The organism is Paraclostridium tenue, from assembly GCF_039521565.1.
Classification (GTDB): domain Bacteria; phylum Bacillota; class Clostridia; order Peptostreptococcales; family Peptostreptococcaceae; genus Paraclostridium; species Paraclostridium tenue.
Genome location: NZ_BAAACP010000005.1, coordinates 141,749 through 161,588, shown reverse-complemented (window position 1 = coordinate 161,588; position 19,840 = coordinate 141,749). Strand labels below are relative to the sequence as shown.

The following is a 19,840-nucleotide window of genomic DNA, read 5'->3' as shown; positions in this document are numbered from 1 at the left end:
TCTATAATGAGTTTAAATAATCATAAAAATAAAAAAAGGTAAAAATAAAAATTATACTTGCAAATTTTTATTGGAAATATTAAAAAAATATAATAAAGGAGTAGATTATGATTAAATTTTCTGATTCTAAGGATATTGATGTAAATAAGATTAAAAATTTTTATTGCAGATATGCAACTTGGAAAGTAAATGATAATACAAAAGACTGGGAAAGAATTTTAGAAAAATCATCTTGTATAATAACTGCTTGGGATGAAGACAAATTAATAGGAATGGCTAGAGGTTTAAGTGATGAAGTTAGATGGGCAACTATTATTGATGTATTAGTACATCCAAGTTATAGAAAACAATCTATAGGAAGAAATATTATAGATAAATTATTAAATCATAGTACTATGAATGTTAGAACAGTGTATTTAGCTACTCCTGATAAAGAGAATTTCTACAAAAATATGGGATTTAAAACAGCTAATGCTCATTGCTCTTATATGATTAAATTAAATTTAGATAATGAAGAAAGTTATTTTTTACCTAAAGAGAAATGAATTTAATTTTATAAGTTAATTAATTATTTAATTGGGGTAATAGTATTGTGAGGTGATAAAATGAATAAATTAAAAAACAATATTATAAACAATGAAGATAATGGCTTAGAATGTTCTAAGATAAAGCTTGTTTTGAAAAGCATTATAGTCGGGGCAGTTGCTGGGTTTATAGTTTCCTTGTATAGATTATGCTCAAATTATGCAGGTCAAATTAGCTTAAATGCATATAACTTCATGACAAATCATTATATATACATAATTTTAGGAATATTAGTATTTGCTACAATTGGATATATAGTAGGATATTCGCTTGAGAAAAATCCTATGATATCAGGAAGTGGTATTCCACAAATTGAAGGATATTTAAAAGGAAAATTAAATATACTACATTCTTTTAAAATTTTATTAAGTAAATTTGTAAATGGGGTTTTAGCTATGGGTGCTGGGTTATCTCTTGGTATAGAAGGACCTTCAATTCAACTTGGAGCTAGCTTTGCACATGGTTTTTCAGAAAAATTAAGAATATCAAAAAAGGAACAAATTTATTTATATTCAAGTGGAGCAGGAGCAGGGCTTGCTGCTGCATTTAATGCTCCATTTGCTGGCGTTATGTTTGTTTTAGAAGAAGTACATAAAAGTTTTTCTCCGATGCTATTTTTAACTGCAGTTTTTTCTTGTGTAACTTCTGATTTAGTGACATGGATATTTTTTGGACAAAAATATACTTTAAGTGTAAAAAAGTTATTAAATATGCCACCTAAGTATTATTTAGTTTTAATATTACTTGGAATAATAATTGGACTATGTGGAGTTATATATAATAAAGGCTTACTTAAAACTATAGATATTTATGGAAAACTAAAAATTAGTTCAAGATATAAAATGATTATACCTTTTATGTTTGCTATTATATTTGGTATGTTTTTACCACAAGTTTTAGGTGGCGGAGATAAACTTATAAATAGTATTCTTGGAAGTGGAGTTGCTATTAAGCTAGCTATTATATTATTAATAGGCAAGTACATATTTTCACTTATAAGTTTTGCTCCAGGAACTCCTGGAGGAATATTATTCCCTATTTTAACTTTAGGTGGTTTAGTTGGATTAATTTATGCTAAGATTTCAATATTTATGATTGGAGTAGAGCCATCGCTTATAAATAATTTTATTCTTTTATCTATGGCTGGCATGTTTTCAGCAGTAGTAAGAGCTCCTATTACTGGATTTATATTAGTTTGTGAGATGAGTGGATCAATTTCACAGTTAGGACCAGTTATAGTTGTTTGTGCAGTTTCATATATGGTAGCTAATTTACTTAATTGTCCTCCTATTTATGATTCTTTATTAGAAAATAAGATAAGAGTAAAGAAAAATTTAGAAATGAGTAATAATTAATTGTACATATTTATAAAAAAGAGAGAGTAATTAAACTCTCTCTTTTTTATGAAAAATAATTTAACATTTACAAGTATTTTAAGAAAGTTTTAATTAAACCTATTACAATATCATAAAAAAACCTAAATATATTTAATATATAACCGTATTATTTAATATACGGTTTTTTATTTTAAATTTTCATTATAAGTAATTACAAAACAAGGGAGATTTAATATGGATATCAATCAAATAGTAACGATTAAACTTTTAAATGCTATTAGTCAAGTTAACTCAAATAATAAAAATTATTCAAATAATCAATCAGATATATTTGATTTTATATTACAAGACGCATTAGGTGGATTAGTCAATTCTACAAAAACATGCCAATGTAATCATAACTATCAAGGAAGTTTGGAAACTTTAGATACATTATTAAGTTCTATAAATAGTAATAAATTAAATACAAATGAAATTCCTAATTTATCAAATATAGATGAAAATAAAACTGAAGCAACTAAAAAAATAAATATAACTGAAAGTAAACCTAAAGAATCTAAAGTAGTAAATACAATTAAAGAAAATATAGAAAATATTGTAGATACTACTAAAAAATCATCTAATAAAATGGATAATGCAGTTAAGTTATTAGAAAGTAAAGTAGGAAACAAGTATGTATGGGGAGCTACTGGACCAAATACATTTGACTGTTCAGGATTAGTTCAATATGTTTATAAAAATGCTTTAGGAAAAAATATACCAAGGACTTCATATGAACAAAGTAAGTTTGGACAAGCTGTTAATAAAGAAAACTTACAGGTAGGAGACTTAGTATTTTTCGATACTATGGGCAAAGGTAGAGTAAGTCATGTTGGGATGTATGTTGGGAATAATGAATTTATACATGCAGCTAATGAAAAGGATGGAATTAAAAAATCTAAATTAACAGGATATTATCAAACTCATTACAGAGGAGCTAGAAGACCATAGGTTGGTTAATAATTAAATATAAATTACAAGATAAGAAAATAAGCATAGTAGTTTGAAAAATTTTACTGTGCTTGTTTTTATATGAAAATTTAATAAATAACAATGATATAATATTATATAAATAAAAGAGAAATTTAACAGATATTTATTATTATAAAAAAGGTTTTTATGTGTAGAAAATTGGGGGATAAAATGGAAGTTAAAAAAATTTTAGAGGATAAAAAAAGATTTCTAGATTTACTACTATTAGCAGATGAGCAGGAAGATATGATTGATAGGTATTTAGACAGAGGAGATTTATTTGCTTTATATGATAACAAGTTAAGAAGTATTTGCGTAGTAACCAAAGAAGATAAAGATATATATGAGCTTAAAAACTTAGCAACTTATAAAAATTATCAAGGAAGGGGATATGGGAGTTATTTAATAAAATATATATTAAACTACTATAAAGATAAAGGAAAAATCATGTTTGTTGGAACCGGAGATAGTCAGGTAACTATTGGATTTTATAAACACTGTGGATTTAAGATTTCTCATAGGATTGAAAATTTTTTTATAGATAATTATGATCATGAGATTTTTGAAGATGGAGTCAAACTTATAGATATGGTGTATCTAAAAAAAGATTTATAAATATAATTTTAATTAAAGATGAGATGTCTAAATGACACTCATCTTTTTTATTTATTAGTATCAAATTATAATCGTATATATTGATTTAATAATTTATATAGGTTAAACTTATTAGTTGGAAATCTAAGTAAGAAAGGATGATAAATATAAAGACAAATACTATCACATTTAAACTGTTCTTACTAATATTTGTACTAATAGTTTTGATAACAGGAATTATTAGTACCTGGGTTATAAATGATAGCAATGAAATAATAAAAGAAGAAATACATGGTATGAGAAGTCAAGTTTTAGATGAAGTAGCCAATAATATTTCTATATTGCTATCAAATGTAGAAAGTATAGGAAATAATATTATTGTAGATAGCAAATTAATAAAGATATTATCAACTCCAAAAGAAAAACTTTCTTTTCATGAAAGAAAAACTAAAGAAAATGACTCTTATGTAGAAGCATTACTTATGGACCAAGTATTTAAGTATGGAAAATTCAATATGAAACCAGAGTTATATATTATAGGAGAAAACGGTTTGACATACAGTACATACTCTAAAAGTAAGTATGATATGCAAAATATAAAAAATGAAAAATGGTATGAAAAAATTCTAAAAGCAAATGGAAAGACTGTGCTTATAAATACATATAAGGATGAAAATGGTATAGGTCCTTATAAAAATATCTTTAAAATGGGTAGGGTTATAAAGGATTTAATAACTAATGAAACATTAGGTATATTAATAATGGATATAAGTGAAACAATGCTTTATGATAGATATTCAGATATGATAGATGAAGGAACTTCTATTTATATAGTTGACTCTAATAAAAAGATAATATCTAGTAGAGATAAAAGACTAATAGGTAGCAATTATGAAAAGGTTATAAAGCAAAATAAAACAAGTGATGTTTTTGGTGAAAATATAAAAATAGTATCTAATATTGATGAATATGGATGGAGTATAATTCAAGAGATACCTTCAAATATGATGACAGAAGTATCAAATAAAATAGCTCAAAGTACATTTTTTATAATTGCATTAATAAGTATTCCAGCTTTAATAATTACCTATAAAATATCATTATGGATAACAAATCCAATTTTGAATATGAAAAATAAAATGGATGAAGTTATGAGTGGGAATCTAAAGGCTAAGGTAAATGTAGATAGAAGTGATGAAATAGGAAAACTACAATCGTCTTTTAATAGTATGGTAAGTTGGTTAGATTCATCTATAGAAAATATAAAAAAGTACGAAAAACAAAAAAGAGTAGCAGAACTAAGTTTTTTACAAGCTCAAATAAATCCACATTTTTTATATAATACGTTAAGTGGTATAAGGTTTTTAGTTTCTATGAATAAAACAGAAATAGCAGAAGAAATGCTTTATAGATTTACTAAATTACTTAGAAGTATATTACCAAAAGCTAGTGAAATGATTAGTTTAGAAGAAGAGTTAGAAAACATTAAAAACTATGTAGAACTTCAGAAAATGAGATATCCTGATTGTTTTGAAGTAACCTATGAAGTAAGTGATAATATAAAAGATTTTAAAGTTCCATCTTTTATACTACAGCCAATTATAGAAAATGCTATTTTATATAGTATGGAAAAAGAAAATAATAAAGGCTCAATAAGCTTAATTGGATACAAGGATAAAGATGGCATAAAAATAGTTATAAAAGATAATGGAATAGGTATGTCTAAAGAAAAATTAAAAAATGTATTAAATAAAGAAGCTAGTGTAAACAGGGTGGGTGTTATAAACGTACACGAAAGAATACAATTAAATTATGGACAAAATTATGGATTAAAAATAGATAGCACTAAAGGTGAAGGAACTAAGATCACTTTTATATTACCAAGTTAGGAGGACTAATTATGTTAGATATATTAATAGTAGAAGATGAAGCACCAATAAGAGATTGGATAGCATATACTATTTCAAATATTTCTAAAGAATTCAATGTAATAGCTAGTGCACAAAATGGCAAAGAAGCATATGAACTAGCAGTTAAGTTAAACCCACAAGTTATTATAAGTGATATAAAAATGCCTATAATGGATGGAATTGAACTTACTAAAGAAATAAAAAAAGTTATTCCAGATGTTTATATAGTTTTATTAACTAATTATGCAGAATTTTCTTATGCAAAGGAAGCTATAAGTTGTGGAGTTTATGAATACTTAATAAAATCAGATATAAGACCTAAGGAGTTAAAAGAAGTTATTGATAAAATACATAATAATATAGAAAAAAATAAAAATATAAAAGTAGAAAAAGAAATAAAAACTGATAAAAATGCAGTAGAAAGTAAATACTCTAAAGCCATAAAAAAAGCTATAGAGTATATAAATATAAACTATAAAGAGCATATTTCCTTAAATAATATAGCAAATCATGTATACTTATCTCATGAATACTTTTCAAGGTTATTTAAAGAAGAAGTTGGGGAAAACTTTAGTACTTATCTTACAAACTATAGAATGAAGAAGGCTGAGTTTCTTTTAAAAAATACAAGTATGAAAATTTCTCAAATATCTAAAGAGGTAGGATACTTAAATGCTGGATATTTTTCCAAAAGCTATAAAAAATTTAAAGGGGTATCACCAGAAGAAGATAGATAGTAATTATTTTGATAATCTTACTTATGTCAAAAAAAATCATAAAATGTCAATATTTTTCACCATAAGTAAGATTATCATGCTAAAAACATCAATATTATTTAATGAGTTGTCAATAGAATTTATGGAAAGAAAACGTTTTATTGAATATAATGTTATTAAAGCAGAAGGGAATAATTAATAAATGAAATTAGACTATAAGAAAATAATTATATTAATTATTTTAATATTAATTATGATAATTGCTTATTTATATGAACAAAATCAAAATAAATCAGAAATTAAAAATGATAACACAAAAAAAGTTGCAATCATATTTAATGAAGCTGGTTTAGGAGATAAAGCTTTTAATGATTTGTGCTATGATGGTATGTTAAAAGCACAAGAAAATCTTTCAATTGAATTTGATTATTCTCAATCTAAAGGTGATTATGAGAAATTAGCAAGAAAATATGCAAAAACTAAAAATTATGATCTTATAATCTCTATAGGCGGAGAACAAGAAAAAGCTGTAACAAAGGTTTCAAAAGAATTCTTAAATCAAAAATTTACTATAATTGACTCAAAATTAGACTTACCAAACGTAAGTTCTATAAGTTCGAATTGGGCACAACAAACTTTCTTTAATGGTGTTATAGCAGGGTTATCTATTTCAAAAGAAAAAGATAATAAAGCTGTAGGTGTTATTTTAGGGAAAAATTTAGATCATTTAAATGAAGGTGCTATTGGATTTGAAGCAGGAGTGAGATATGTAAATCCTAATATAAAGGTTATGAAAGCTGTGGTTGATGACTTTTCAGACCCAGCTAAAGCAAAAGAAATTGCACTTTCAATGTATAATAAAGGAGTAGACTATATACAACAACTAGCAGGACAATCTGGGTTGGGAGTATTTATAGCTGCTAAACAAGTAAATAAGTATGCGTTTGGAGTTGATGCAAATCAAAATTCTTTTGAGCCAGATAATATAGTAGCAACAGCAACTAGATATACAAACAACATAATATACAAAGAAATAGAATCCGTAATAAATAATTCTTGGAAGCCAGGAGTACATAACCTTGGACTTAAAGAAAATGTTATTGGATATGATAGAAAAGGATCTAATGTATATGTAGATCCAGATATAATCAAAAATGTAGAAGAAATAAAAAAATCTATAATAAATAATAAGGTTATAATACCCACAACTTATAAAGAATTAAATTCATGGATTAAATCAAATCAATATAGTATTGATAAGTAAGGGTATTAAAGATTTATAGATTAAGAAAACGTTTTAAAAATATAACGAGAATTGTGAGGTAAAGAAAATGAACAACTTATATGAAAAAATAGTAGAAAGTGCAAAGTACATAAAATCTAAGACAGATATAAACCCTACTATAGGTCTTATACTAGGATCAGGACTTGGAGTTTTAGGAGATGAAATAGAAAATCCGGTAATAATAAGTTACAATGAAATACCTAATTTTCCAGTATCAACAGTTGAAGGACACAAAGGTCAGTTAGTTATAGGTAAATTACAAGGAAAAGATGTTGTAGCTATGCAAGGTAGATTTCATTTTTACGAAGGATATAAAATGCAAGAAACAACTTTCCCAGTAAGAGTAATGAAAGAACTTGGAGTAGAAACTGTATTTGTAACTAATGCAGCAGGTGGAGCTAATAAGTCTTATAAACCAGGAGATTTAATGATAATAAAAGATCATTTAAACTTAGGAGGAAATAATCCTTTAATAGGTAAAAATGATGATAGATTAGGAGTGAGATTTCCTGATATGTCAACTGCATACACTCCAAAGTATATAGATATTGCTAGAAAATGTGCAAAAGAATTAGACATAGATATAAAAGAAGGAGTATATGCATTTTTTACAGGACCAACTTATGAAACTCCTGCAGAAGTAAAAATGGCACAAATATTGGGTGCTGATGCAGTAGGAATGTCAACAGTTCCAGAGGTAATAGTTGCATCTCATAGTAATTTAAATGTTATAGGTATATCATGTATAACTAATATGGCAGCAGGAATATTAGACCAACCTTTAAATCATGAAGAAGTAATAGAAACTACACAAAGAGTAAAACAACAATTCTTAAATCTAGTAAAAAGTATAGTTCAAAATGTATAATAAGATAATATTTTATGAATTTTAAATATAAATAATTAGTTGTGCTGATATTTAAGTCAGTACGACTAATTAATAAAATATTATATAATCTGTTAAATTATCATATAGAAAAACGAGGACAAGAAGATGGCAATAATATTAAACATAATAGGGATAGCTCTTTTGCTAGGTGGATTATATCTTGTATCACCTAATAAAAAAGATGTAAATAAAAAAATGATATTAAAAGCTTTAATAATCCAAGTAATAGTAGCATTTTTATTACTGAAATTCCCTCTTGGTAGAATAGCTGTAGAGAAAGTATCAGACTTTGTAACTAATGTATTAAGTTATGGAGCACAAGGCTTAGGTTTTGTATTTGGACCTTTAGCAGATGCAGGAGCTCCAACAGGCATGATATTTGGAATTCAAGTTTTAGGAAATATAATATTTATATCAGCATTAGTAGCAGCACTTTATTATATAGGGCTTATAGGATTTGTCGTTAAGATAATAGGAGGTGCAATAGAAAAAGTACTAGGAACTAGTAAGGTAGAAAGTTTTGTTGCAGTTGCTAATATGTTTTTAGGACAAACTGAATCACCAATTCTTGTAAGTAAGTATCTGTCTGGGATGAGTGAAAGCGAAATAATGCTAGTTTTAATATCTGGTATGGGAAGTATGTCAGCTACTGTACTTGGAGGGTATGCAGGACTTGGTATACCTATGAAATACCTTTTAATAGGAGGTGCAATGGTTCCACTCGGAAGTATAATTGTATCAAAAATTATTTTACCAGAAAAAGTACAAGAAGTTGCTAGTGTAGAAACTACAACTATAGAAAATAAAGAAGACACTGAAATTATAGTAGATGTTGAATGTGCTGCAACTACTATAAATAGTGATGAAGTAACTATAGATAATAAAGGAAATAATAGTAACATAATGGAGGCTATATCACAAGGAGCTACTGATGGACTTAATATGGCACTTGGGATAGGAGCATCTTTAGTAGCTATAATAGCTTTAGTTGCCTTAGTTAATGGTGGACTTAGTATAGTTGGATTATCATTAGAAGGTATATTATCTTACGTATTTGCACCTATAGGATTTTTTATGGGAATACCTAAGGATAGTATATTAACAGCAGGGCAATTACTTGGAAGTAAATTAGCACTTAATGAGTTTGTTGCTTTTGGTGAATTAGGCCCAATGTTAAAAACTCTAGATTATAGAACAGGTTTAATGATGACAATATCTTTAACAGGATTTGCAAATATATCTAGTATGGGAATATGTATATCAGGAATATCAGTATTTTGTCCTGAAAAAAGAGGTCAATTAGCAGAACTTGCATTTAGAGGAATGATAGGTGGATTTTGTGTAAGTGTTTTAAGTGCATTAATAGTAGGAGCAATAGTTGCTTTATAAAAATAAAAACATAAAGAGGAGATTAAGAAAATGAAAATATTTATAGATACAGCAAATATAGATGAAATAAGAGAGGCAAATACTTGGGGAATAATAGATGGTGTTACTACAAATCCATCTCTTATAGCAAAAGAAGGAAGAAGTTTACAAGATGTAATAAATGAGATATGTTCGATAGTAGATGGCCCAATAAGTGCAGAAGTAATAAGCCTAGAATCTGATAAAATGGTTGAAGAAGCTATGGAGCTAGTTAAATTACATAAAAATATAGTTATAAAAATACCTATGTGTATAGAAGGATTAAAAGCAGTTAAATTGTTAAATGAAAAAGGAATAAAAACTAATGTAACTTTAATATTCTCATCTCAACAAGCACTACTTGCTGCAAAATCAGGAGCAACTTATGTTAGTCCATTTGTAGGAAGACTTGATGATATAGGAGCTAGAGGAGTAGAGTTAATAAGTGAAATATCAACTATATTTAAAGTTCATGATATAAAAACAGAAATAATAGCTGCTAGTATAAGAAATCCAATACATGTATCAGAATGTGCAATAGAAGGATCTGATATAGCTACAATACCATTTAAAGTGTTAGAACAAATGGCTAAACATCCTCTTACTGATATAGGAATAGAAAAATTTTTAAGTGATTACAATAAATCTAAATAAGAACTAAAAAAGATCCTATATAGGGTCTTTTTTAGTTCTAATAATGCTATACGCCATAATGTATGACATTTTTATTTTTACTTTTTTCTATAATATCTTTACTTACCTTATCTTTTAGATAGTTTCTATTATGAATTACATATGAATCATTAGGTTTGTACTTAGCAGCCATCTCATTACTTAAATAAGCTAAATTAAAATCTCCTTTTTTAGAATAACAAACACAAAGTTGTATCCAAGGAAGATATGTGTAAGTGTCATGGTTTATAAGAGACATTTCATTTTTTTTAGGAGCACGATTTATAGCAATTGTATACCAGTAAATAGCAGCATCATAATTATTTTCGTATAAAAATTTATATCCTAATCGACAACAAAAATCCGGACGAGGAATATCATATTCAAATGATTTTAGTATATATTTAAGTTCATTTATTTTATCATCTAAAAAAGCATAACAATAAGATATTTTAGAACATGCTTGTATGTTATCTTCTAAATAACTTTTATTACAACTAAGAAACTTTTTATAATAGTTTATTGCTTCTTCATATCTTAAATTATCATATAGTTCATTTGCGAAATAAAATATTTCTCTTGGAGAAAAATCTTTGTTATCAGCTAACATTTTTTCATAAATTTTTAAATTTCTAGGAGTATATTTTTTTTCTTTTTTATGAATGATATTTATATCACTTTGGATAATATTACCGTTAACATCTAAGTATTCATGAACAGCTCCAATCCATTTAAAATTATTACTTCTTTTTACTAATCTATTTCTTTTTAATGAAAAAGTTGCTTCACCATATTCATTTACTTCTAATATATAATTCATAATAACGGAGTCTATATCTTCTTTGGCTAAATTTAACTTTAATTCTTTAAACTTATCAATATCACTTTCTTTTAAAATATCATCAGCATCTAGCCAAAATATATAATCTTTTGTAGCTTTTGAAAAAGAATAATTTCTAGCTTTTGAAAAATCATCTACCCACTTAAAATTATATACTTTAGCACCTAAAGATTTTGCGTATTCAACTGTTTTATCATTAGAACCTGTATCTACTATTATAATTTCATCAACTACATCTTTTACAGAAATTAAACATCTTTTAATTGTAATTTCTTCATCCTTTACAATCATGCATAAACTTATTTCCATAAGTGCACTCTCCTATAAGATTTTATTTAGGATATTGTATTTTACTTTATATTATATAAAATTCTAATAAGTTGAGTGATAAAAATATATTTAGTAATTTTTTTATTTAAATTTTATTAAAAAGTTTTTGGAAAATGGTTACATTAATTAATGGGTTTATATACATTATAGATATATAGTTAATTACTTGAGTAACTAATTAAATAAGTGAGGTGATAAGTTGAAATTAATACTTAATGACAATGAACCAATATTTATACAAATAGCAAAAGCCATAGAAGATGAAATAATATCTGATGGGATAATGGAAAATAAACAAATCCCATCAACAACAGAACTGTCAAAGCTATACAAAATAAATCCAGCCACTATACTTAAAGGAGTTAACTTATTAGTTGAAAAGAATATTTTATATAAAAAAAGAGGAATAGGTATGTTTGTATGTGAAGGAGCAAAAAAGATTATAAGTGAAAATAGGAAAGAAAATTTCAAAAAGGTATATATTAGTGAACTATTAAAAGAAGCTAAAAAACTTGGAATTGATAAAGCTGAACTATTAGAAATTATAAATAAATCTTTGTAAAGGGTGATGATTTTGAAAAAGGTAATAGAGATAAAAAATTTAGACTATAAATTTAAAGATAAAGAAGTATTTAAAAACTTAAATATAGATTTTGAAGAAAATAAAATTTATGGACTTTTGGGGAAAAATGGAGCAGGCAAAACTACATTAATAAACATAATGACAAATCAACTTATGAGTAGAAATGGAGATATAAAAGTACTTGGTTTAGACCCAAGAGTAAATCCTGAGATTTTAGAAGAGGTATGTGTAGTTAGGGAAAGAGAGTTTTATTACAATGAAGCTAAGGTAAAAACTATATTTAGTATGTATTCAAGTTTTTATAGTAATTATGATAAGGAACTTGAAAAAAAGCTTTGTGAAGTATTTGATATAAATCCAAAGTCAAGGTACAAGAAATTATCAAGAGGTATGAAAACATCTATATCTAATATTATAGGAATATGTTCTAATGCTAAGATAACCATATTTGATGAGCCAACTATAGGGCTTGACCCAATAAATAGAAAGGAGTTTTATGAAATACTACTAGAAAGTTATACAAATAAAAATAGAACTATAATAATATCTACACATCTAATAGATGAGATAGGCGAGTTACTAGAAAAAGTAGCTATAATAAAAGATGGAAGTATTTTAGTAAATGATTATATAGAAAATATAAACAAAAAATCTTATTATATAAGTGGAAATAAAGAAGATTTAAAAAGACTTAAGATATTAAAAGAAGTTAAAGAAGTTAGATCTTTTGGAAATATAGTTACTTATTCTTATTATGGAGATATTGATGAAAATGATATGAAAATTATAAATGAATGTGGTATAGAAATAGATACTATGAATCTTCAAGATTTATTTATAAACATTAACAAAAAGGGGGTAAAGGTTTATGAATAGAATTAAGCCACATATTATGTTTTTAAAGCATAGTTATATATACTATATGATATTTATATTGATTTTTATAGGGATACAATTAAGTGCATTTGCATTAGAAGGACTAAATAGAGGTCAGTCAATAGGAGAATCACTTATTCTTTATAAAACACAGCTTACCTTACTTGGAATTTTATTTCCTACTGTATTTTCTTTAGGTATATCTATAAAAGAATTTTCTGGTGCTATGAGTATAAGGGCAGATAGGAAAGCTTTTATAAAAGCATCTATTATATATATTATAGCTATTAGTATATCTACATTAGTATTTGTATATTTGATAGAGTGGGGAATTACTTTATTGTCAAACAATGTAAGTGGTGTAACTGTGAAGCTAGATAAATAAATCCAACTTATGAATATGATTGTAGGTGATGAAGGCATAATAGGAAATTTTTTTGGAATGTTTATATGTCAACTAGCTTTTAGTTCATTAGGGTTTATGTTTGGAGCTATACTTTATAGGGTTGATATAAAAACTAATATAGTTTTATTTATAGTTTTACCGATTATAGCTGCATTATACATAATTAGACTTAGTTATATCAATGCTGATTTAATAAATAGAATAGGTGAAAGTATATTATGGATATTTAATTACTTTATACAAAATCCAAGTGTATTTTATATTATAGAAGTGTTAGTTGCTGTAATAGGACTAGGGATATCTTATTTAGTACTTAAAAATGCTCCTATAAAAGAATATGCACATAATAGATTAAGAATAAAGATATAGGTTTAAAATTATAATTAATTTAATAAAAAGGATATATACTTTTTACTTATAAGTAAAAACAAAAGCAAATAAAGATAATTATAGCAATAAACAAGAAAAAATGAAAAATATTTAAATAATGAATAATATTACCTAGTAGATTAAATTAAATAAGAAATTACAAACAAATATAAATAAAATCAAAAAACTTAAAATATAAAAAATAATTTATTAAATATTTTTTGATGGAAATATTGCATAAATATGTTAATTATAATATAATAAAATATCTATTGATTTTTAAATTGAAATTAAGACGGGTAAATAAAATCTAAATAAAATATTTATATAACTACTCTTTTATTAAGTGCTACCATAATTTTATGGTAGTATTTTTTTATACAAGATTTTTATAGTATAAAATCATTGAGTAATAAAATAATGGTATAAATTTAAAGTTAATTAAAAGAAGAGGTAAATTTATATGAAAAAATTTAATGCACAAATAAAAAAATTAAATGATAAAAATGGAGCTTACATAGAAATTCCATTTGATGTGGAGAAAACTTATAATAGAAAAAGAGTTAAGGTAAAAGCAACTTTTGATGGCTATGAATATAGGGGGTCTATTGTTAGAATGGGAGGAAGTTGTTATATAATAGGCATTACAAAAGAGATAAGAAAAGCTATTGGAAAAGAACCAGGAGATACTATTGATGTAACAATTGAAAAAGATGAAGAAGAAAGAATTGTTAATCCTCCAAAAGAACTTTTAGATAAATTTAATAATGACAAAGATATCTGTGATTTTTGGAATAGCTTATCATTTTCTATGAAGAAAAAGTATGTAAATTGGATAGAGTCTGCTAAAAAAGAAAATACTAGATTAAATCGTATAAATATAACCCTAGAAAAATTAAAAAATAAAGAAAAAATATAAACTACCATAAATTTATGGTAGTTTTTTGATTTAAATTAATATTATAAAAAGCTTATGGATTAAATTTAAATCAAGTTGTATAATAAAGGTTATAGCTTACATTATAGTTGAGAGGATTGATTAATATGATTAAACAAGAGAAAAAATCTAAAAATTTAGTTATGAAAAGAGTAGCAATATTTATGATAATATTAGCTTTTGTTATAACAGCTATAGCGCCATTAGCTAATTTTATAATGTAGATAATTAGAAAAAGGTGAGGATATGATTGATAAATCATAAAGTAAAGACAGAAATATTATTAGTATTATATTTGATAATAGTATTATTTATAATACAATACTATGTACAAATATCCGTATATAAAAGTCTAATGTGGTTTATATTTTATGGTTTGAAAATTATAATTTGTATAAAAATCATCTCAATGTCTTTATTATGGTATTGGGAATTATTACGCAATGAGATATAAATTTATATTAATTATTTGATAAATAAAGTGTATTTGGTAATTAAATTTAAAATATAGCATAAAATATAAATATAGATACAAATATCAAAATATTCCATGTCAAATTAATCTAATGCCAGTAATTTAATTACTGGCATTTGTTTTTTTTATATCTAATTTAATATTTTTTATCCTATAGAAATTCCAATTTTAAAAATTAAAATAATACATAAAACTACTTTGTAATAAGTTAATTATTTGTTGTAGGGAATTTTTAGTTTTATATAAAGGAAAATCTATTATAGAGTCGAAATATACTTAAAATAAGTTAAGATGGATATAAAGAAAAAATAGTTAAATTCATCTGTTAGGAGGATAATTTTTGAAAAAAATAAAGGTGTTAGGAACTGTACTATTATTTATGTTAATTCCTATTTTATTGATAGTATATTTAAGTACTCCATATAAGATAGAACGTAAATATCTAAGAAATAATAAATCAATCATAAATTTAGATGATATAGATGATTTTTCAGGACTTGAATTGATTAAAGAAGATTTAAAAAATAAGAAGGTAGTATTTACAGGAGAAGATCATTCTTTGAATAAGGATAACTTATTTAAAATAAAAATGATCAAATATCTAAAAAAAGAAATAGGATTAAATTACTGTTTGGATGAAATACCTTATACGAGTGCTTACTTTATAAATAAATACTTAGAAACTGGAAATGAAAATATATTAAAACGAGTTTTTAAAAACTCAAAAGATACTGCTTTTTGTAATAAAGATGATTATCGTAGTTATAAACAATTATATGAATTTAATCAAACTTTACCTAAAGATAAAAGAATAAAAATATTAGGTCCAGATATAGAACATAATCCTAAAACAAGTTTAGATTATATAATAAATATAATTAAGAACAAAGATTTATGTACAACTCCTTTAAAAGAATTAATAATAAATTTGAAGAATCACGAAAATTCTAGTGTTGATAAAGTAAATTTAAAAACATGTGCAGAAAAACTTTTAAAAGATATAACTAAAAATGAAGATATTTATAAAGATATATTTAAAGAAGAATTTGAAAATTTTAGTTATGTATTAAATAATATACAACAAATGTGTATATCTTATTTGCAACCTCATAAAAGTTGGAATATTGTTAGGGATAATTATATATATGAAAATTTTAAATATTTAGATTCTAAAATAAATAATGCAAAATACTTCGGTCAATGGGGAGGATTTCATATCTTACAAGAGACTTTTTATGATGAATTTAATAAAAATAAAATAGATTTTTTTGCAAGTTTATTAAATAAGGATAAAAAGTATAAAGGTAAAATATTATCTATTCATTATGGATATCAAAACTCTGGAGTCGTTGATAAAATAACTAGCTCACAAATAGATTTAATTTTATTTGATGATTATATAAATAGTCAAGATGATGCTATATTATTTAAGCTTAATAATAAATTTGCACCATTTAGTTCAAATTTTATATGGCCATTTGAACATAAGTTTAAAGCTAAGAAAGATCAATATACATCAGATTATATACAGTACTTGCTTATGATAAAGGATAGTAAAGTTTCAAAGCCACTTTATAAATAATGGAGGATTTTATGAGAAATAAAAAATATATAATTACAGTGGTGGTAGTATTAACATTAGTTATAATGTCATTAGTTATTTTTACAAACTCAAAAAATAAAAAAGCTCAAATAAGTATAGAAAATGACAGTCCTACAAAAGTTGTAAATCCTAATGATAAATTAGAACTTGAAAATAACCATACAGAAGCTATGTATGATAATATAACAGTTTTTGATAACGAAGAAGTATTAAAAAGATACAAAGAAGTTAATAAGAAATATTTAACTTATGACAACACTATGAAAAACTCAGATGACTATTTTTATGAATTTAAAAATGGGCTTGCTTATAATCATAAAGCAAATAAAGATTTAAAACCATTAAATAATAAAAAATATGCAATGATACTAAAAGGATATAGCTATTCGAATATAGAAAAAGCGTTTACTAATGAGGAAGCTTTAGATACAGCTTCTAAAGTATTGCCAAATAACTCAAAAGAAGTAACATCTAAAGTTTTTGATGATGAAAAGTATATTTATTACACATCATCAAAAGGAAATTTTATAGTAAGGTTTGGATATGAAAAGTTATATGATTCACAAAATTTATTTATAGGGACAAATAAAGATAAAGTAGATTCTATTTCTTATTTTAAAGAAATAGACGTAAATTAAATATATTAAAAAACATAAAAATAGTTTTAAAATATATACTCAAACAAAGTTAAATATTAGTTGACAAATACAACTAAATATAACTATAATTTTTTAGATAAATTACTTTAACCAAAGAGATTTTTTCGATAATATGGCAAAAGAATGGGACAATATTATCGAAGTAAATGAGAAGAAAATAAATACTTTACTATCTAAATTAGATATTAAAGAAAATGAAAGAGTACTTGACGTAGGTACCGGTACAGGGGTATTAATACCATTTATAAAAAAACTTAATAAAAATGGTTATATAAGAGGTGTAGATTTGTCTAATGGAATGCTAGAAGTTGCAAGAAAAAAATATAAACATATATAAAACTTAGATTTTGAAATTATAGATGTTGAAAATGAAGTTATAAAAGAAAAGTATAATAAAATAATACTTTACTTTATGTTTCTACATCTAGAAAATAAAACTAAAATAATTAAAACATTAGTTAAAAACAATTTAAGTAAAAAATACCAATACTTATTAAATACTTAAAGAAAAACTATGAGATAAAAAAAGTTATATCTTAAAAATGGCCTAATATTAGGTCATTTTTTATATCGAAATATATTGTTTTATAAATTTATGATAATCATAAGAATCATTAAATAATGACAATTTTATTTTAAATATAATATAATATTATTAGTTGATTTTTAACTATACAGAAATTATAAATGATTGAGATTTTAAAAATATGTGTATATATACAAATAGCGAGTTTATATAAAATAAATTTACAATTATGGGGGGCTGATGTCAATTGAGTAATACGATATTTGTAAAATTAAAAGATTTAATGATGGATAAGGTATTTAGAATATATAAAAATTATGTGCCCGAGCATATAAAGGTTTGTGACTTAGAAAAAGATGATATAGTAACTTTATCTGAACAGTTACTCAATATAAGCTATACGCTTCCAAAATTATTTAAAGAAAGAGTTCATACAGTTGATAAAATATATGATAAGCATAAACCTAATGAAGTAATTTATGAACTATTTGCAGAAGATCATAAAGTAATTTTATTATTAACTAAGAATGTAAAAAATGGAAGTGTGACAATAAAATGGGTAGATAAATTATGGCTATATTCAATATAGATATGGAGTGAGTAATTTGAAAAGAAAAATAGCAGTTCTAAGCTTGACAACAATTATTGCATTAACAGTAGTGGGCTGTTCGTCAGAAAAAAATAAAGAGATGAAAAATACTATGACTGATGTTAGTCATCAAATAGATAATATAGATAAAAATAAGGATAAAACAAATAACGATATAAAATTGACATATAAGCAAGCTCAAGAATTGATGGAGAAAATAAGCTTTAAGTTAAGCGAATTTAAACCAGAGTTAACGCCTGATAAGCAAACTATAATTTTAAATCTAGCAACTAGGGAAAAATTAGGAAAATTAGAACAAGAATATATAATAATAAATATGATAGCAAATAAATCAAATTATAATATTAAAGTTGAAGGTAGTATATTTAAAGATAAAGATATATTAAAAAATGATTCTGCGATTCGTGTACTATATGATTTATTAACTTCGACTAAAAGTATAAAAGATATAAGTATTTCTAAATTTAGATATGAAATTAATAATAAAAAAGCAAATAATATAAAATTAAATAAAAATTCAACTTCTTTTAATAGTATAAATTTTAAATACTATGATGATGTTGTTAAGTTTAATATTGAAAAAACTTATAAAAGAGAAAGTTTAAAAACTAATGAAGTTAAATACACATATAAAGAATATAAAAATCAAAGAGAAATTTTAAAAACTAAACTAACAAAATATTCAGAGGAATTTGCTAAATCAAATAATTTAAGACCTGTTGTATATGAAGCTGAAAGCTCAGTAAACTCTAAGATAAGCACTTTTGGTGTCGAAGGAGATAATCATTTTTCAACTTATATATCAGTAAATACAGATATACCTAGATCAGATGTAAAAAGTGTATCAGATGTATGTAAATTTAAGGTACCAACGAATATAGAAGATGCTAAAGCTCGCCAATTAAGTAGAGATTATTTAGTTGGTGCTATAAAAATAATAAACTCTGTAATAAATTCTAATATAAATTATGGGGATATTGAGAATTTAGTAAATTCAAATAATATAAGAAGTAAGTATTTAAGTAATGATTCAAATCTAAATACAATATTTGAACTTTCTAATAATACAGAGAAATCTTTAATAAATAATGAGTATACATACAATCAAAAGATAAATATCATCTAAGCCAAATCACAATCAATATGGTTGTGATTTTTTATTATAAATAATGTAAAAAGAAGATTGATGAATATTTTTAACATTTCGAAATTGATTAAC

The 19,840-nt window shown here is 24.5% G+C and carries 21 protein-coding genes; 20 read left to right on the top strand and 1 reads right to left on the bottom strand.

What is annotated here, in order from left to right; all coding sequences use genetic code 11:
* Positions 1-107: 107 nt before the first annotated feature.
* The 10 genes from ABFX13_RS05830 (at position 108) to fsa (ending at position 10,388) form a co-directional block, all read left to right on the top strand.
* Positions 108-545 (top strand): GNAT family N-acetyltransferase, encoded by a 438-nt coding sequence (locus tag ABFX13_RS05830; protein WP_346043753.1) that lies wholly within the window; start codon positions 108-110, stop codon positions 543-545.
* A gap of 60 nt (positions 546-605) precedes the next feature.
* Complete coding sequence (locus tag ABFX13_RS05825; protein ID WP_346043751.1) at positions 606-1,940, top strand: ClC family H(+)/Cl(-) exchange transporter; 1,335 nt, start codon at positions 606-608, stop codon at positions 1,938-1,940.
* 216 nt (positions 1,941-2,156) lie between these two features.
* Positions 2,157-2,912: a C40 family peptidase gene (locus ABFX13_RS05820; protein WP_346043749.1), complete on the top strand. Its 756-nt coding sequence runs from the start codon at positions 2,157-2,159 to the stop codon at positions 2,910-2,912.
* Between the two features lie 192 nt (positions 2,913-3,104).
* A complete protein-coding gene (locus ABFX13_RS05815; protein WP_346043746.1) occupies positions 3,105-3,548 on the top strand; it encodes a GNAT family N-acetyltransferase in 444 nt (147 codons plus the stop codon).
* A gap of 137 nt (positions 3,549-3,685) precedes the next feature.
* Complete coding sequence (locus ABFX13_RS05810; protein WP_346043744.1) at positions 3,686-5,416, top strand: sensor histidine kinase; 1,731 nt, start codon at positions 3,686-3,688, stop codon at positions 5,414-5,416.
* A gap of 11 nt (positions 5,417-5,427) precedes the next feature.
* Positions 5,428-6,174, top strand: coding sequence for a response regulator transcription factor (locus ABFX13_RS05805; protein ID WP_346043741.1), 747 nt, complete (start codon positions 5,428-5,430; stop codon positions 6,172-6,174).
* 181 nt (positions 6,175-6,355) lie between these two features.
* Complete coding sequence (locus tag ABFX13_RS05800; protein ID WP_346043739.1) at positions 6,356-7,417, top strand: BMP family lipoprotein; 1,062 nt, start codon at positions 6,356-6,358, stop codon at positions 7,415-7,417.
* A gap of 67 nt (positions 7,418-7,484) precedes the next feature.
* Positions 7,485-8,306, top strand: a complete 822-nt coding sequence (locus tag ABFX13_RS05795) for a purine-nucleoside phosphorylase (RefSeq protein ID WP_346043728.1) — start codon at positions 7,485-7,487, stop codon at positions 8,304-8,306.
* A gap of 126 nt (positions 8,307-8,432) precedes the next feature.
* Positions 8,433-9,716 (top strand): NupC/NupG family nucleoside CNT transporter, encoded by a 1,284-nt coding sequence (locus tag ABFX13_RS05790; RefSeq protein ID WP_147544179.1) that lies wholly within the window; start codon positions 8,433-8,435, stop codon positions 9,714-9,716.
* Between the two features lie 30 nt (positions 9,717-9,746).
* Entirely contained in the window at positions 9,747-10,388 is a 642-nt protein-coding gene (gene fsa, locus ABFX13_RS05785) for a fructose-6-phosphate aldolase (protein WP_346043725.1), read from the top strand.
* 46 nt (positions 10,389-10,434) lie between these two features.
* On the opposite strand, the gene ABFX13_RS05780 is transcribed toward fsa, so the two are convergent.
* The gene (locus ABFX13_RS05780; protein WP_346043722.1) at positions 10,435-11,556 is read right to left on the bottom strand and encodes a tetratricopeptide repeat-containing glycosyltransferase family 2 protein; all 1,122 of its coding nucleotides are present in this window, start codon (positions 11,554-11,556) and stop codon (positions 10,435-10,437) included.
* A 220-nt stretch (positions 11,557-11,776) separates the two neighbouring features.
* Here ABFX13_RS05780 and ABFX13_RS05775 point away from each other — a divergent pair, with 220 nt between their 5' ends.
* The 10 genes from ABFX13_RS05775 (at position 11,777) to ABFX13_RS05730 (ending at position 19,747) form a co-directional block, all read left to right on the top strand.
* Positions 11,777-12,139 (top strand): GntR family transcriptional regulator, encoded by a 363-nt coding sequence (locus tag ABFX13_RS05775; RefSeq protein WP_147544183.1) that lies wholly within the window; start codon positions 11,777-11,779, stop codon positions 12,137-12,139.
* 12 nt (positions 12,140-12,151) lie between these two features.
* Positions 12,152-13,036, top strand: a complete 885-nt coding sequence (locus ABFX13_RS05770; RefSeq protein ID WP_346043719.1) for an ABC transporter ATP-binding protein — start codon at positions 12,152-12,154, stop codon at positions 13,034-13,036.
* Complete coding sequence (locus tag ABFX13_RS05765) at positions 13,029-13,421, top strand: hypothetical protein (RefSeq protein WP_346043717.1); 393 nt, start codon at positions 13,029-13,031, stop codon at positions 13,419-13,421. Before ABFX13_RS05770 ends, ABFX13_RS05765 begins: the two co-directional genes overlap by 8 nt.
* A 9-nt stretch (positions 13,422-13,430) precedes the next feature.
* Positions 13,431-13,811 (top strand): hypothetical protein, encoded by a 381-nt coding sequence (locus ABFX13_RS05760; protein WP_346043713.1) that lies wholly within the window; start codon positions 13,431-13,433, stop codon positions 13,809-13,811.
* A 463-nt stretch (positions 13,812-14,274) separates the two neighbouring features.
* Positions 14,275-14,730, top strand: a complete 456-nt coding sequence (locus ABFX13_RS05755; RefSeq protein WP_346043711.1) for a DUF1905 domain-containing protein — start codon at positions 14,275-14,277, stop codon at positions 14,728-14,730.
* Between the two features lie 833 nt (positions 14,731-15,563).
* Complete coding sequence (locus ABFX13_RS05750) at positions 15,564-16,805, top strand: hypothetical protein (protein WP_346043709.1); 1,242 nt, start codon at positions 15,564-15,566, stop codon at positions 16,803-16,805.
* 11 nt (positions 16,806-16,816) lie between these two features.
* Positions 16,817-17,464, top strand: coding sequence for a hypothetical protein (locus tag ABFX13_RS05745; RefSeq protein WP_346043707.1), 648 nt, complete (start codon positions 16,817-16,819; stop codon positions 17,462-17,464).
* A gap of 133 nt (positions 17,465-17,597) precedes the next feature.
* Positions 17,598-17,822 carry a methyltransferase domain-containing protein gene (locus tag ABFX13_RS05740; protein ID WP_346043705.1) on the top strand — a complete coding sequence of 75 codons (225 nt, stop codon included), beginning with the start codon at positions 17,598-17,600 and terminating at the stop codon, positions 17,820-17,822.
* A 436-nt stretch (positions 17,823-18,258) separates the two neighbouring features.
* Positions 18,259-18,600 (top strand): hypothetical protein, encoded by a 342-nt coding sequence (locus ABFX13_RS05735; protein WP_187526824.1) that lies wholly within the window; start codon positions 18,259-18,261, stop codon positions 18,598-18,600.
* 16 nt (positions 18,601-18,616) lie between these two features.
* Positions 18,617-19,747 (top strand): hypothetical protein, encoded by a 1,131-nt coding sequence (locus ABFX13_RS05730; protein WP_346043702.1) that lies wholly within the window; start codon positions 18,617-18,619, stop codon positions 19,745-19,747.
* Positions 19,748-19,840: the final 93 nt, after the last annotated feature.